15 protein-coding genes are annotated in these 13,687 nt (G+C 70.1%); 10 read left to right on the top strand and 5 right to left on the bottom strand.

Translation table 11 applies throughout. The features are described from left to right. Positions 1 to 56 precede the first annotated feature (56 nt). The 4 genes from hppD to hisC are packed head-to-tail and all read left to right on the top strand — an operon-like array spanning position 57 to position 4,306. Entirely contained in the window at positions 57 to 1,214 is a 1,158-nt protein-coding gene (hppD, locus tag ACMCNK_RS19145) for a 4-hydroxyphenylpyruvate dioxygenase (RefSeq protein ID WP_412737766.1), read from the top strand. A gap of 10 nt (positions 1,215 to 1,224) precedes the next feature. After that, positions 1,225 to 1,998, top strand: a complete 774-nt coding sequence (locus ACMCNK_RS19150) for an RDD family protein (protein WP_412737767.1) — start codon at positions 1,225 to 1,227, stop codon at positions 1,996 to 1,998. Continuing rightward, a complete protein-coding gene (locus ACMCNK_RS19155) occupies positions 1,995 to 3,230 on the top strand; it encodes an RDD family protein (protein ID WP_412737768.1) in 1,236 nt (411 codons plus the stop codon). The genes ACMCNK_RS19150 and ACMCNK_RS19155 overlap by 4 nt, the downstream gene beginning before the upstream one ends. After that, positions 3,227 to 4,306, top strand: coding sequence for a histidinol-phosphate transaminase (hisC, locus tag ACMCNK_RS19160; RefSeq protein WP_412737769.1), 1,080 nt, complete (start codon positions 3,227 to 3,229; stop codon positions 4,304 to 4,306). The genes ACMCNK_RS19155 and hisC overlap by 4 nt, the downstream gene beginning before the upstream one ends. An 83-nt stretch (positions 4,307 to 4,389) precedes the next feature. Here the strand turns inward: hisC and ACMCNK_RS19165 are convergent, their stop codons facing one another. The 4 genes from ACMCNK_RS19165 to ACMCNK_RS19180 all read right to left on the bottom strand — a co-directional run bounded on the left by ACMCNK_RS19165 (position 4,390) and on the right by ACMCNK_RS19180 (position 8,631). Beyond that, a complete protein-coding gene (locus ACMCNK_RS19165) occupies positions 4,390 to 5,781 on the bottom strand; it encodes an MFS transporter (RefSeq protein WP_412737770.1) in 1,392 nt (463 codons plus the stop codon). Between the two features lie 125 nt (positions 5,782 to 5,906). Next, complete coding sequence (locus ACMCNK_RS19170; RefSeq protein ID WP_412737771.1) at positions 5,907 to 6,668, bottom strand: antibiotic biosynthesis monooxygenase; 762 nt, start codon at positions 6,666 to 6,668, stop codon at positions 5,907 to 5,909. Positions 6,669 to 6,703: 35 nt separating this feature from the next. Beyond that, positions 6,704 to 7,855 (bottom strand): ferritin-like domain-containing protein, encoded by a 1,152-nt coding sequence (locus ACMCNK_RS19175; RefSeq protein ID WP_412737772.1) that lies wholly within the window; start codon positions 7,853 to 7,855, stop codon positions 6,704 to 6,706. Positions 7,856 to 7,887: 32 nt separating this feature from the next. After that, positions 7,888 to 8,631: a DJ-1/PfpI family protein gene (locus ACMCNK_RS19180; RefSeq protein ID WP_412737773.1), complete on the bottom strand. Its 744-nt coding sequence runs from the start codon at positions 8,629 to 8,631 to the stop codon at positions 7,888 to 7,890. Between the two features lie 35 nt (positions 8,632 to 8,666). On the opposite strand from ACMCNK_RS19180, the gene ACMCNK_RS19185 reads away from it, so the two are divergent. Both ACMCNK_RS19185 and ACMCNK_RS19190 read left to right on the top strand, forming a co-directional pair. Next, the gene (locus tag ACMCNK_RS19185; protein WP_412737774.1) at positions 8,667 to 8,840 is read left to right on the top strand and encodes a hypothetical protein; all 174 of its coding nucleotides are present in this window, start codon (positions 8,667 to 8,669) and stop codon (positions 8,838 to 8,840) included. Positions 8,841 to 8,985: 145 nt separating this feature from the next. Beyond that, positions 8,986 to 9,660 carry a DJ-1/PfpI family protein gene (locus ACMCNK_RS19190; RefSeq protein WP_412737775.1) on the top strand — a complete coding sequence of 225 codons (675 nt, stop codon included), beginning with the start codon at positions 8,986 to 8,988 and terminating at the stop codon, positions 9,658 to 9,660. Here the strand turns inward: ACMCNK_RS19190 and ACMCNK_RS19195 are convergent. Continuing rightward, positions 9,635 to 10,546, bottom strand: a complete 912-nt coding sequence (locus ACMCNK_RS19195; RefSeq protein ID WP_412737776.1) for a LysR family transcriptional regulator — start codon at positions 10,544 to 10,546, stop codon at positions 9,635 to 9,637. The two genes, ACMCNK_RS19190 and ACMCNK_RS19195, sit on opposite strands and share 26 nt — an antisense overlap. 341 nt (positions 10,547 to 10,887) lie before the next feature. Between ACMCNK_RS19195 and ACMCNK_RS19200 the strand changes: the two genes are divergently transcribed. Genes ACMCNK_RS19200 through ACMCNK_RS19215 form a run of 4 tightly spaced genes read left to right on the top strand, consistent with a single transcriptional unit; the run spans position 10,888 to position 13,674 of the window. Beyond that, positions 10,888 to 11,649, top strand: a complete 762-nt coding sequence (locus ACMCNK_RS19200; RefSeq protein ID WP_412737777.1) for a cupin domain-containing protein — start codon at positions 10,888 to 10,890, stop codon at positions 11,647 to 11,649. Between the two features lie 48 nt (positions 11,650 to 11,697). Then, the gene (locus ACMCNK_RS19205; RefSeq protein WP_412737778.1) at positions 11,698 to 12,249 is read left to right on the top strand and encodes a DJ-1/PfpI family protein; all 552 of its coding nucleotides are present in this window, start codon (positions 11,698 to 11,700) and stop codon (positions 12,247 to 12,249) included. Beyond that, positions 12,249 to 12,983, top strand: coding sequence for an HAD family hydrolase (locus ACMCNK_RS19210; protein ID WP_412737779.1), 735 nt, complete (start codon positions 12,249 to 12,251; stop codon positions 12,981 to 12,983). The genes ACMCNK_RS19205 and ACMCNK_RS19210 overlap by 1 nt, the downstream gene beginning before the upstream one ends. 22 nt (positions 12,984 to 13,005) lie before the next feature. Continuing rightward, positions 13,006 to 13,674 (top strand): type 1 glutamine amidotransferase domain-containing protein, encoded by a 669-nt coding sequence (locus ACMCNK_RS19215; protein WP_412737780.1) that lies wholly within the window; start codon positions 13,006 to 13,008, stop codon positions 13,672 to 13,674. The last annotated feature ends 13 nt before the right edge of the window (positions 13,675 to 13,687 follow it).

The raw sequence follows: 13,687 nt of genomic DNA on the forward strand, positions 1-13,687 counted from the left end.
GATCAGCGGAGAACGAGACAGTTGCCCAGCGGTGTGACCTGCGCCAACCTCGGCACATGACGCAGATGATGGCAGCCGACCAGTCGCCCGGCGTCGACGTGTTCCCGGTCAAGGGCGTCGACTACCTGCAGTTCCTCGTGGGCAACGCGAAGCAGGCGGCCCACTACTATTCGACCGCGTTCGGGATGACCTGCGTCGCGTACCGGGGCCCCGAACACGGCTACCGCGACCACGCCGAGTACGTCCTGGTCAGCGGTTCCGCCCGGTTCCTGATCACCGGCGCGGTGCACGTCGACGCGCCCGGCGCCGACCACGTCACCCGGCACAGCGACGGCATCAAGGACATCGCGCTGGCCGTCCCGGACGTGGACGCCGCGTACCGGCACGCGATCGAGGCGGGCGCCCGTTCGGTGACCGAGCCGCACGACGTCAAGGACGAGCACGGCACGGTCCGGCTCGCCGCCATCGCCACGTACGGTGAAACGATCCACACCCTGATCGACCGCTCCGGGTACGACGGGCCGTTCCTGCCCGGCTTCGTGGCCCGCGACCCGATCGTGGACCGGAAGCCCGCGATCGACGCCGGCCTGCAGCCCAAGCGCTTCTTCCAGGCGGTCGACCACGTCGTCGGCAACGTCGAGCTCGGCAAGATGGACGAGTGGGTGGAGTTCTACCGCCGGGTCATGGGCTTCACCAACATGGCCGAGTTCGTCGGCGACGACATCGCCACCGACTACTCGGCGCTGATGAGCAAGGTCGTCGCGGACGGCACCCGCAAGGTCAAGTTCCCGCTGAACGAGCCGGCCGTCTCCAAGCGCAAGTCGCAGATCGACGAGTACCTGGAGTTCTACGGCGGCCCCGGCGCCCAGCACATCGCGGTCGCCACCAACGACATCCTGGCCAGCGTCGACGCCATGCGCGCCGCGGGCGTCGAGTTCCTGGCCACCCCGGACTCGTACTACGACGACCCGGAGCTGCGGGCCCGCATCGGCAACGTCCGGGTGCCGATCGAGGAGCTGAAGAAGCGCCGCATCCTGGTCGACCGCGACGAGGACGGGTACCTGCTGCAGATCTTCACCAAGCCGGTGCAGGACCGGCCGACGGTCTTCTTCGAGCTGATCGAACGGCACGGCTCGCTCGGCTTCGGCAAGGGCAACTTCAAGGCCCTGTTCGAGGCGATCGAGCGGGAGCAGGAACTGCGCGGCAACCTGTAACACTGTCTGCGTGACGCACCCATCCGACACGGGCGGGCGGCCCGACACCCCCACCGGGTACGGGCCGCCGCTCGGCGTTCAGCCCGGACCCTCTCCTTGGGGTCACGTGCCCGCGCCCGCCCATCCACCCGGCTGTGCACCGCCGCCCGGCTACGGGCCGCCGCCGGGTCACGGGCCGGGGATCGCCTACGGGCCGCCCCCGCCCGGCTACATCCCGCCCCCTGGCTACGGGCCGCCGCCCGGTTACCAGCCTCCGGCGTTGAGCCCGGGCGGCCAGCCACTCGCGGACTTCGGCACCCGGCTGCTGGCACACCTCATCGACGGGGCCATCCTCACCGCCGTGATGCTGGTGATCTTCGTGCCGGTGTTCTTCGTCTTCTTCGCCAACCTGGCGGACGGGTTCCCATCCCCGGCCGACCCGTACTCGGCCCAGCCGGATGCGTCCGTGGTCTTCCGCGACTTCTTCCTGCCGCTCCTTCTGCTGGATGTCGGCATGGTCCTGCTGTCCGTGGCGGCGTACTACGTCTACTACGTGGAGATGATGTACCGCTCCGGGCAGACCGTGGGGAAGAAGGTACTCAAGATCAAGGTGGTGCCGCTGGACCCCGCCGCCACGCTGACCCGCGGGATGGCGACCAAGCGATACCTCGTCGCGTACGTGGCGGGCAACTTCGTGCCTTTCATGGCATGGATCGACGGACTGTGGCAGTTGTGGGACAAGCCGTTCCAGCAGACCCTCCACGACAAGGCGGGGCGCACGGTCGTGGTTAAGGTTCCGGCATGACCTCCCTACCTCCGGGCTGGTACAAGGACCCGGCCGACCCGTCGACGCAGCGCTGGTGGGACGGCGAGGGCTGGCTGGGCAAGGCGATCCCGGCCGACGCCGTACCCCCGGACGGGCCGCCACCGGACGAGACGCCCACCTCGCCCGCCCCGACGTCGGGAACCCCTGCCCCCGGGGTCGGGACGCCAGGACTCGCAACGCCCGGAACCGCCGCGCCCGACTCGACGACGCCGGGCACCACGCCCGGACCGACCACGCCCGTCCCCGCCCAAGCCCCCGGCACCGGCACCGGCACACCGTGGACGGGGGCCGGGCCGTCGGGCTGGGCGCCGCCGGGCGCGCAGCAGCCTGGCTGGACGCCGCCCGGCGCTGCTCAGCCGCCGGGACAGCCCGCCGTCGACCTGCCGCCGGGCTGGCAGCCGCCCCCCGGATGGACCCCTCCGAACACGGTGCCACCGGCGGGACAGGCCCCGCCCACTCCGGCGGGCTGGGGCCCACCACCCGGCTGGCAGGCCCCACCCGGGTGGCAGCCACCGCCCGGATCGCAGCCCCCGGCCGGGTGGCAGCCGCTCCCGGGATGGCAGCCGCCACCGGGATGGCAGCCGCATCCGCCGGGAACTCCCGGCTACTCCTGGGCATACGTGCCACAGTTGCGACCGCACGGCTTCGCGCTGGCCGGGTTCGGCCGCCGCCTCGTCGCCCGGATGGTCGACTTCTTCGTCGTCCTGCTGCTCAACGTCGTCGTGAACGGCTGGTTCGCGTACCAGTGGTGGCAGGAGGTCGAGCCCGTGGTGCGCGCCGCCATGAACGACCCACTCAGCGAGCCGCAGCAGGCGTCGCTGCGCGCCAACTACCTGGTACTCACCATGCTGTTCATCGCGACGGCGCTGTGGTTCGCGTACGAGGTGCCGGCCATCGCGAATCGCGGGCAGACCCTCGGCAAGCGGCTGATGCAGGTCAAGGTGGTCCGGCTGGAGAACACCGACCAGCTGGGCTTCGGCCGTTCGTTCCGGCGCTGGGCCCGGCTCGGCCTGTGGACCCCGTTCTGGGGCTGTTACGGCCTCGGTTTGCTGCTGCAGTTCATCGACTCGGTGTCCCCGCTGTTCGATGCGCGACTGCGGCAGGCACTGCACGACAAGACCGCGCAGACCGTAGTGGTCGCGCTCCCGGCGAAGTACCGCCGCCCAGTAGAGGCCGCCGGTGGCGGCGATCCAACCGGAGGACAGCCATGACCCGGCTCACCCGCGCCGACCTCGACGCCCTTCCCGCGTACGTGGCGGGGCGCAACGTCGCCGACCTGGCCCGCGAGCTCGGCCTGACCGAGGCCATCAAGCTGGCCAGCAACGAGGTGCCGTACGGCCCGCTGCCCGGCGTGCCCGAGGCGATCGCCGAGGCGGCCCGTACGGTGCACCGCTATCCCGACATGGGCGTGGTCGCGTTGCGCGACCGGCTCGCCGACCGGTACGGCGTGAGCGCCGACCGGGTCGTCACCGGCTGCGGTTCGGTCGCCCTCGCCGAGGTCCTGGCGAAGGCGACCTGCCTGCCGGGCGACGAGATCGTGCACGCATGGCGGTCCTTCGAGGCGTACCCGATCATCGCGACCGGCGCCGGGGCGACCGGCGTACGCGTACCCAACACTGCGGCGCACGGCCACGACCTGGCCGCGATGGCCGACGCGATCACCGACCGTACCCGCCTGGTCATCGTGTGCAACCCGAACAACCCGACCGGCACCAGCGTGCGCCGCGCCGAGCTGGACCGGTTCCTTGCCGCCGTACCCGACGACGTGCTCGTGGTGCTGGACGAGGCGTACCGGGAGTTCGTCACGGACGACCAGGTGCCGGACGGCCTGGAGGCGTACGGTGACCGCCCGAACGTGGTTGTCCTGCGCACCATGTCCAAGGCGTGGGGCCTGGCCGGGCTGCGGATGGGGTTCCTGGTCGCCCAGCCGGAGGTGGCCGCGACGATTCGCAAGGTGGTGACGCCGTTCTCCACCAACCTGCTCGCGCAGGCGGCCGCGATGGCCGCGCTGGACGCCGAGGACGAGGTGACGCGGCGCTGCGCCCTGATCATCGCCGAGCGCGACCGGGTCACCGAGGCTCTGCGCAAGCTGCAGCAGGATGTTCCGGACAGCCAGGCCAACTTCGTGTGGCTGCCGCTGGGCGACCGGGCCGCGGCGTTCGGCGCGGCGTGCGAGTCGCGGGGGGTCATCGTCCGCGCGTTCCAGGGCGACGGTGTCCGGGTCACGATCGGCACTCCGGAGGAGAACGACGCGTTCCTGGCCGCCGCCGAGCAGGCCCTGGCCTGACCGCGGCCCGCACAGCGGTGTGGCCTCGGCGCGCTGCGCACGAGGCCACACTCCACTGTGCCGGGTGATGCTGAACGGCATCCTCACCGGGCGGGCTTGCCCACCCGGCTGTGGGCGACGAGCACCAGGCCGATGGCCAGGGCGGCGAATACGGCCAGGGTGACACCGACCGCGGGCAGAGACGACAGCGTGCCGAGCAGCGCAACACCGAGGGCCGCTCCCGCTTGCCGGGCGGCATTGAACGCACCCTGGCCGGTCGCGGCGACCTCGGATGGCGCGGCGACGGCCATGTCCGCGGTGGCTCCGGGGATCGCCAGGGTGCTGCCCAGGACGAGGGCGATCTGCGCCCCGACGACCCACCCGATCGAGCCGTGCGGGCCCATCAGCGCGAGCAGAATGCCCGACACCAGGTCCGCGGCGAGGCCGGCGAGGATGACCGGTCGCGCCCCGAGGCGTGCGACGAGCCGCCCGGCCACCAGCGGCAGGATGCACATCGGCACCGTCATCGGCAGGAACGCCACGCCCGCCTGCAGCGGCGTGAGGGCACGCTCGTCCTGCAGCCACAGGGTGAGCGAGAAGAACACACCGTAGAAGATGAGGCTGGCCACGGAGCCCGCGACGATGTCGGCGCGGACCCGGGGCAGGCGCAGCAGCGTCGGCGGCAGCGCGGGCGCCTGGGCTCGCCGCTCTGCGGGGATCAGGGCGACGAACGCGACCGCGGCGAGCACCAGGGCCAGGATCGGGACGGGGTGACCCCAGCCCGTGGTGCCGCCGGAGATCAGGCCGAACGTCAACGCGCTCAGGCCCACGATGGACAGCAGCAGCCCGGCGCGGTCGATCGGCCGGCGCTGTCCGGAGCGCTGCCCGCTGAGCCGGCCGGAGAACGCGAGGGCGAGCAGCGCGATCGGCGGGTTGACGAGGAAGACCCAGCGCCAGCCGCCCGCCGTGACGAGCGCACCGCCGAGGATCGGCCCGCACACCAGGCCCAGGCTGGTGACGGCGGCCCAGGCGCCCACCATCTTGGATCGCTTGGCCTTGTCCGGGTAGAGCGCGGCCAGCAGTGCGAGCGACGCGGGTACGAGGCCGGCGGCGGCGACGCCGAGCAGGGCCCGCCCGCCGATGAGCAGGCCGGTCGTGGGCGCTACCGCGCACAGCAGGGAGAAGACCGTGAAGCCGCCCAGCGCCAGCCGGTACACCCGGCGCGGGCCCCACCGGTCGGCGATGGATCCCGAGGCCAGCAGCAGCCCGGCGAAGACTACGGTGTACGCGTTCACCACCCATGGCAGGGCGCTGACGCTCGCATGGAGATCCTGCTGCAGGTCGGGAAGTGCCACGGTGAGCACCGAGGCGTCGAGCAGGACGAGGAAGTTACCGGCAGCGATGCCGAAGAAGCGTCCGGCCGTTCTGTCGGCCGGCGCCGGCCCGGGCGGTGCGACGCCGGGCGCGGTGTTGGTGGCGCCGATGTCTGTGGTCATGGTGACCAGCCTTCCGTCGCTGGACTCATATGTCCAAGACACAGTTGCGCTTGGACTCATCTGCCTGTGAGATGAATGGCGATCGTCCGGGCGCAGCCTCGCTCCGCCCGGACGATCGGGTTGGCTCAGCCGGGGTGACGCCCGGTACGCACCCACTCCTCGATCTCGAGGACGTCGTCGACGCCGACGTATTCGAGGCGGGCCCCCAGCAGGTCGGGGGCGGTGATGATGGCGAACGGCGTGGCCCCGGCCGAGGGCCGGAAGAGGGCATCGATGCCGACGTTCTGCGCACGCAGCTTCTCGAGCCGGCCGGCCATGTCGGTCTCGGACAGGCCGTAGTAGAGGATCTTGCCGGCCTGCGCGGCGGACACGATCCCCTCACCCTCCGCCTGGATCAGCTCGTAGTACGGCGGTTCCGTACGCGAGAAGACACAGGTGAGTTTGAACGGGTGCGGGTACGGGTCCTCCAGGCGCGGGATCTCGTACGTGTGCGGTTCGGTGAACTCGATGCCGAGCACGTCGGAGTAGCGGGCGACGGCCTTGTCCAGATCGGGGACGACCATGCCGATGTGGAAGAACGACGGCGGCACACTCGTCGCCGCCACATCGCCGTACGTGGTGACCTGGGGCGGCTCCTCCAGGCACTCCAGCAGGTGCGGGATGAACTCCCTCAGGTACACGCTGCGCTGGTGGTATTCCAGCGCCTCCCGGTCGCGGTACTGCTCGTACACCAGCCGCAGGCTCGGGTCGGCGTCGGAGCGGACGTAGTCGAAACGCAGACACCCCGGCTCGTTGGCCCGGATGTCGGCTTCGAGCCGCGCCATCAGCTTGTTGAGCTCGGCTTCCTTGCCGGGCTTGACCTTCTGTGTGGCGGTAACCGTGATCATGTGCGGACCCTTCCGTGAGGCCGGCGCGGGCGTCGTCACCGCGCCGCCTGGTTGACGAACCGTGGGCCGTAGAACACCGGCCGGTCGAGGTCGGTGAACTCGGCGAGGAGCCGGTACTCCGCCGGATAGAGCTCGGCCAGCCGGGCCACGGCTGCCGGGGGGACCTGGTGACGCAGGATGTTGAAGCACGACAACACCCGCATCTCGTTCATCTGCACGACCGCCTCGCCCAGGCTGGGCCAGGAGCGCTCGACGGGTCCGTTCCATGCCTGGTGCAATGCGGTCATCATCGCCGTGTACGCGGCGTCGAACGCGTCCAGTTCCTTCTCCACGGCGGGTGCGTTCGGGTCCTCCGACAGCACCGCCCCGTAGTGGTCCGATGGCACGGCCAGGGTGTTGATGACGACCGGCCAGGCGATCGGCTCACCCCGGAAGAACTGCTCCTCGGTCTCCGCGGTCACCGCAACGGGTTCGCTGACCTGCTGGTACCGAGCCCCGTAGCGCAGCTCAGCGAATCGCCCGTAGTGCGATTCCTCGTTCTGAAACGTGCTGGAAGTGCCGATGCCGCGGGCCGGTTCACCCTCGCCCTGCTCCATGATCATGTCGAGCGCTTCCAGGATCTCGTCGACCGGGTCGACGCCGTCGCGGGGCACGATCGTGCGGTAGCCGAGGTTGCCGCCGACCTGGTTGGCCGGGCCGCCGTCGCGCACGGCCGCCCGGACCGCGGTCGCGTTCTTCGCCACCGCGTCCTTGATCGCCTGGTAGAAGCGGCCGATGGTCGGGTACGCCGTGGCCAGTTCCCGCTTGGCCAGCAGGAACTCCGGCGCCTCGATCCGCATAAAAGTCTTGAGCTGTCGCACGGACAGCGGCGCCAGGACGACCCGGAGGTCGGGGGCCACCTGGCCGGGAAGGCCCGCGCGGGGGAATCGGGGTTCGAGATCGGCGATGCCCGGGCGGCCGCCCAGCGCAGCCAGGATGTTGCAGGCGGCTGCCATGTGCAGCATCTCCTCCATCAGCACACTGCGGATGGAGTTGTACGACGGGTAGTTCTGCACCTCGAGTGAATACATCGCCGCCGAGTAGAGCGGCATCGTCGAGTGTTCGAGCGCGATGGCCGTCTGCATCGCACCGCGGATCCAGCTCAGGTCGCGGAACTGGGTGGGCGTGACGCCCTGTGGACCGGGCATGAAGCGGGCATCCTTCCTGCACGACTGCGCGATCAGACTCCGGCGGGCACCTTCGCGGGGGTGGGCAGCAGCATCGTCTCGAAGTAGTCCTGGAACGTGGTCTCCAGGACGGCGTGGTGGTAGAACTCGGGGCCGACCGTTTCGAAGATCTGCTCGCCCAGCCCACCCAGGGTGTCGAACATCATCGACACGATCGTGCCCACCTCTCGGCCCAGGTAGTGGGCCACGAGGGCGACCGCGCCGCCGTGCACGCCGTATGAGCCTGTGGAGGTCCAGATCCGGTTCTCCAGGTCACCGATCCACATGCGACGGTTCTCCGAAACGTTGATCCCTTCGGCACGCAGCCCACGGGCGACGGCCGCCACACACGTGACCGGAGCCTCGCCGAGGATGTCCGCGCGGGCCAGCACGCCCACGCCGGAGCAGTTGGCGGCGACGACCTTGCCGGCCTCGTGGTGGCGGCGGATCAGCGAAAGGACTCGCTCGTCGGTGGCGATCGCCCCGGACCCGATGCCGCCGGGAATGTAGAGGATGTCGAAGAGCTGGTCGTCGTCGAGCGTGCCGTCGGGGATGACCTGGGTGCCCATCTGCATGGTGACGACACCCGGCTTGGCGCTGACGAACTTCACGTCGAGCCGGCCCGGCGGCACCTCACGCTGCCAGGGTGCGATGTTGCCGGCCACCACCATCGCCGCACCCTTGAAGATCTCCAATGGCGTGATGGAATCCTGCTCACTGACCTTGTCATACCCGAGAACGCCGATTGATTCGACCATGGTCATTACGGATGCCGCCTCTCGAATTTGTGATCTTGACCTTCGAGCAGCACGACGTGGACGTGGAAGAGTCAGGCTCATTCCGGATCGTCGCCCGCTGGGAAGCACTCAACCAGCGCGCCGGGCGGCGAGCAAATAAGCATTTCTCGGGCCGACATCACACCGATAATGGCTTCCCGATGCTGAACCGGAAGACGCTCTGGCGTTAGTCTGCTCGGAATTGGCGGGATAGCAGCGTAGTGTCGGCGTTGCCGTATGCGCGAAGCTTTTCGCTGTCGTCTGCCCGCCGCAGCCGCGACCCGGTCCACACAGGACCGAGCCGCCGGGGTGCGGCGACCGGGGAGGATTGCCGAAGTGGCCAGCAGATACGCCGCCGTCGTTTTCGCCGGGGTCGACCGGCTCCCGGACGGCCGCCGGTGCGGGTATTGGCTGCCGGAGGCGGCGTACCCATGGCAGGCGTTGGTCTCCGCGGGCTGGACGGTCGTCAGCGTGAGCACGGTCGCCGCGCCGCCGCGCCCCGGGGGCGTCGACCGGACCGACCGGACGCAGCGCACGTTCCTGGACGACCCGGCCGCTCAGCGTGCCCTCGCGGGAACCCGCCGCGTCGAGTGCTACGAGCCCGCCGACTTCGGCGCAGTGGTGTTCACCGGCGGCGCCGGCGCCGCGGTGGACCTGCCGGCCGACTGCGCCCTGGCACGGTTCACCCATGCGGTGCTGACCGGCGGCGGCGTGGTCGCCGCCACCGGGTACGGCGTCGCCGCGCTGCTCGCGGTCGCCGCACTCGACCCGCCGGCCCTGCGTACGCGGGAGCTGACCTGCCCGTCGCCGGAGGAGGAACGCGCCCTCGGCGTCGCCGCACCCGACGGCCGGTGGCTCGCCGACGACCTGGCCCGGCACGGCGCGCTCGTGCGGCACGGCCCGCCGTTCCGCCCGCACGTGGTCGCCGGGCCGGTCATCACCGGGCAGAACCCCGCCTCCGCGCCGGTGCTCGCGCGCCACCTGATCAGCGCCACAGCCCGGCTTTCGTGAGCAGGTGCGAGCGCAGGGTGGTCAGTCCGGTACTGGGCAGCACACCGGCGCGGACCGCGAGGAACAGCGTGTTCAGCGGCGGCACCTCGACGTCGTGCAGCACCACGAGCTCGCCGCGCTCGATCTCTTCCGCGCACAGGTAGGTCGGCAGCACCGAGATACCCGCGCCGTGTTTGACCGCCGTCAGCACCGCCCGCAGATCCGGCACGGTCACCTGGGCGGTCGGGCCCGGCCACGTGTCGAAGATCGTGCGCCAGTAGCGCCGGATGATGGGCAGGCTCTCGGCGTACGCAATGATCGGGACCTGGTCGAGGACCGCGGCGCCGCGCGCGGCGATCTCGTCCTGCGGCAGGCGCCGCGCCCATCCGGCGTCGCCCACCAGCGCGAACTCCTCGTCCATGAACGCGGTGGCGTGCACGGCCGTGGCGCGAGGCCGGCGCGTCGCGATGACCATGTCGTGCACGCCGTCGGTCAGCTCCTGGAGCAGGTCGTCGGTGAGGCCGAGGGAGACCTTGAGGCGCAGCCCGTCGGCGACCAGATCCGAGATCGCCGGCAGCACCCGGGCCGTGATGATCTCGGCCGGCCCGGCCAGCCGTACGGTGCAGTCCTCCAGCCTTTCCGGCTGCAGCCGGCGCGACAGGGCGCCCTCCAGGCTGTCCAGCGGGGCCGAGATGTCGCGCACCAGCTCGTGCGCCGCGTCGGTCGGCACGGTCCCGCTGGGCAACCGCAGAAACAGCGGTTGGTCGAGTTTGGACTCAAGTGCCCGCAAATGGCCGGTCACCGCGGGCTGGGATATGCCAAGGATCCGGGCCGCCTTGGTCAGCGAACCCGCACGATAAACCGCTAGACAAGTACGCAGCAACGATAAGTCGACGCCTTCACGCATGACAGCTCCGCCCCCCGTGACAGTTCCGTCCGCACTTCGTGCGTCCACCATCGAAGCACAGCGCCGCGATCGGCCCCGTACCGGTGTTCATGACGTTAATCACATCGCTACGTCGAGCCGGGTCTATTTATTTGACGCCGAAACGAATTGCGATGGACCGTACGGGCGTACGGGGCCAATGCATTCTCCGCCCGGCAAACAATGCTGATGGGGCCCGAAGATCTTTTTATTTGATTTGGGCCTGGGACGCGGGTTGACTGCATCCGGCGCCCGCCGGGACAACTCGGCGGACCTTCCCAAGATCTTCATCGCGGCTGCAGGAGGAGGGACAGTTGCCCATCATGCCGCAACCGACCACAGTGGAGGCACCACCCGCGGCGTACCGGCTCGACGCCGCGCCCGCCGACATCACCCATCTCAACCGGCTGCTCCGGCAGGGCATCCGATCCGGAAACGAGCGTTTCGAGGAGGAGGCGCACCTGCGTGAGGTCATCCCGAAGCCCTGGGGTTACGAGTACCGGGCGTACGTGGACGACTTCTTCGACCTGTGGGCGCTGCACATCGACGCACCACACGGCACCTCGATGCACGTGCACCCCCGCAAGCTGACCTACCTGATCTGCCTGGCCGGTCACGGCATAACCTCGGGTCTCGGCGACCGGGAGTACCCCATCGGTCCCGGAAGCCTGGTCCGGATCGGCCGCGGCGCGTTTCACGCCACCCGCAACATCGGCGACGACCCGTTGGAGCTCATCGAGGTCGAGGCGCCCCGCAACAAGTACGACCTCGTACGCATGCACGACGCCTACAACCGCGCCGGCACCGGGTACGAGTCCCAGTCCGTCACGGAACACCGCAGTCACCTGCATGCGGTCCCCAGCCGGCCGCACGCCGAAATGCGCGACCGGACACCGGACGGCCGGTTCGCGTTCGAGCTGCGTACCGGCATGGACATCTTCTACCGGCGGCGCAGCGAGGACATCTTCTACATCCCGCTGTGCATCTCCGGAGTCGTCCACGCCGACGTGGACATCCTCACGCGCACCGACGACCGGCGCCCGCAGACCGACATGGAGTACCTGTGCGTCTCCCACGCGGTCTGAGGAGCCTTCAACCCCACCACCGATCGGCACCGAGGTAAGGAGCACCGCATGACCCGCAGGGCGGTCATCATCACCGCACAAGGCTTCCAGGACCACGACGTCGTCTACTGCTACTACCGCCTCCTGGAGGAGGGCTGGACCGTCGACGTCGCCACCAAGAACGGCGAGGAGGTGATCGGCAAGTACGGCGTTCCGCTGCCGATGGACAAGACCGCACGCCCGCTGATCTCGTACGAGCAGCTCGACGTCGACCTGTACGACGCGGTCATCCTCACCGGCGGCCACGAGGCACCCGACCGGGTCCGCCAGGTCGCCCGGGTGCTCGACTTCGTCCGCGGCATGGACGAGCGCGGCAAGGTGGTCGCCGGGCTGTGCCACGGCCCGTGGATCATGGTCAGCGCCGGCGTGCTGCGCGGCCGCAGGGCGTGCGCCTACATCGGCCTGCGCGACGACGTGATCAACGCCGGTGCCGACGTGGTCGACAGCGACGTCATCGTCGACGGCCACATCATCACCTGCTCCTACTACGGCTACATGGGTGCGTTCATGCGCACCGTGTTCGAGACGGTGGAGAAGCTGGCCGCCGCTGTCCCGGCCTGATGTCCCCACCCCGGCTGATCGTCGACTTCGACGGTGTGGTCTGCGATGCGCTGGTGGAATGCGCCCTCGTCACCTGGCTGGGGGCGCACCCACCCGCACCGGACGTGCCGGTCAGCTCGTACGCCATCGCCATGCCGGACGGATTCGTCCGGCGCTTCGCGAAGGTTCGCGACTATGCCCGTACGCTGCACCATTTCCTGGTCGCGCATCGCGCGGCGGCGGACCGGCTGACCACGCAGGCACAGTTCGACGCACTGTACGGGGTGATCCCGGCGGCGACCGTGCGCAGTTTCGTGGCGGCCGCGACGGCGGCGCGGCAACGGTGCCGCGTCGAGGAGACGGCGTACTGGCTGGACCTGCACGCGCTGTATCCCGGCGTCGAGGACCTGCTGCTCCGGCATGCCGGAGCGGTCGCCGTGATCACCGCGAAGGACGCCGACTCCGTCTGGACCATCCTGCGCCGGCGCGGCCTGGACCACACGGTCGGAGAGGTCATCGGCGAGTGCTCACGCAAGGACGAGGCGGTCGCCGAGCTTTGCGCCCGCACCGGCACGACCCCGCAGCAAACCGTTTTCATCGACGACAACCTCACGAACGTCCGGCGGGTGGCGCGCACCGGTGCGCGCACGTACTGGGCCACGTGGGGGTACCACACACCCGAGGACGTGGCGGCGGCCGCGGGCGCACGCGTACGGCCGCTCACGCTGGCCGGCCTGCCGACACTGAACGTCTGACCAGTTTGGAAAGGACACTGTCATGCCCAAGGTTCTGATCGCCCTCACCAGTCACGGCGAGCTCGGTGACACCGGTCGCCGGACCGGCTTCTACGTGCCGGAGGCAGCACATCCGTACGCGTTGTTCACCGAGGCGGGATACGCGGTCGACTTCGTCTCCGTGGCCGGTGGCGAGCCGCCGCGGGACGGGGTGAAGCCGGATGACACCGCCGTCGCCGAGTTCCTGGCCGAGCAGGGCTCCCGCCTCGCGAACACACCCGCCGCCGGCGACGTCGACCCGGCCGAGTACGACGCGATCCTGTTCGCGGGAGGCCACGGCACCATGTGGGACTTCCCGGACTCCGCGGCGCTGGCGAACCTGGCGTCCCGGATCTACGAGAACGGTGGCGTGGTCGCCGCCGTGTGTCACGGTCCCGCGGCCCTGGTGAACCTGACGCTCTCCGACGGCTCGTACCTGGTGGAGGGCAAGGAGGTGAGCGCGTTCACCAACGAGGAGGAGACCGCCGTCGGCCTGATGGACGCGGTGCCGTTCGCGTTGGAGACGGCGCTGGTCGAGCGGGGCGCGAAGTTCACCAAGGCGGAGAACTTCGCCGAGCACGCGGTCGCCGATCAGCGGCTGGTCACCGGTCAGAACCCCGCCTCGGCACGCAAGGTCGCCCGGCTGACGCTGGCGCAGTTGCGCAATCGCTGATCCCGGCAGGTGC

Source organism: Krasilnikovia sp. MM14-A1259, assembly GCF_047159535.1.
In the GTDB taxonomy this organism is placed as follows: Bacteria; Actinomycetota; Actinomycetes; order Mycobacteriales; family Micromonosporaceae; genus Actinoplanes.

Bases quoted from the DNA above. Each gene is read 5' to 3' on its own strand.
- hppD (WP_412737766.1), top strand. From the start codon at position 57: ATGACGCAGATGATGGCAGCCGACCAGTCGCCCGGCGTCGACGTGTTC.
- ACMCNK_RS19155 (WP_412737768.1), top strand. From the start codon at position 1,995: ATGACCTCCCTACCTCCGGGCTGGTACAAGGACCCGGCCGACCCGTCG.
- hisC (WP_412737769.1), top strand. From the start codon at position 3,227: ATGACCCGGCTCACCCGCGCCGACCTCGACGCCCTTCCCGCGTACGTG.
- ACMCNK_RS19165 (WP_412737770.1), bottom strand. From the start codon at position 5,781: ATGACCACAGACATCGGCGCCACCAACACCGCGCCCGGCGTCGCACCG.
- ACMCNK_RS19170 (WP_412737771.1), bottom strand. From the start codon at position 6,668: ATGATCACGGTTACCGCCACACAGAAGGTCAAGCCCGGCAAGGAAGCC.
- ACMCNK_RS19175 (WP_412737772.1), bottom strand. From the start codon at position 7,855: ATGCCCGGTCCACAGGGCGTCACGCCCACCCAGTTCCGCGACCTGAGC.
- ACMCNK_RS19180 (WP_412737773.1), bottom strand. From the start codon at position 8,631: ATGGTCGAATCAATCGGCGTTCTCGGGTATGACAAGGTCAGTGAGCAG.
- ACMCNK_RS19195 (WP_412737776.1), bottom strand. From the start codon at position 10,546: ATGCGTGAAGGCGTCGACTTATCGTTGCTGCGTACTTGTCTAGCGGTT.
- ACMCNK_RS19200 (WP_412737777.1), top strand. From the start codon at position 10,888: ATGCCGCAACCGACCACAGTGGAGGCACCACCCGCGGCGTACCGGCTC.
- ACMCNK_RS19205 (WP_412737778.1), top strand. From the start codon at position 11,698: ATGACCCGCAGGGCGGTCATCATCACCGCACAAGGCTTCCAGGACCAC.
- ACMCNK_RS19210 (WP_412737779.1), top strand. From the start codon at position 12,249: ATGTCCCCACCCCGGCTGATCGTCGACTTCGACGGTGTGGTCTGCGAT.
- ACMCNK_RS19215 (WP_412737780.1), top strand. From the start codon at position 13,006: ATGCCCAAGGTTCTGATCGCCCTCACCAGTCACGGCGAGCTCGGTGAC.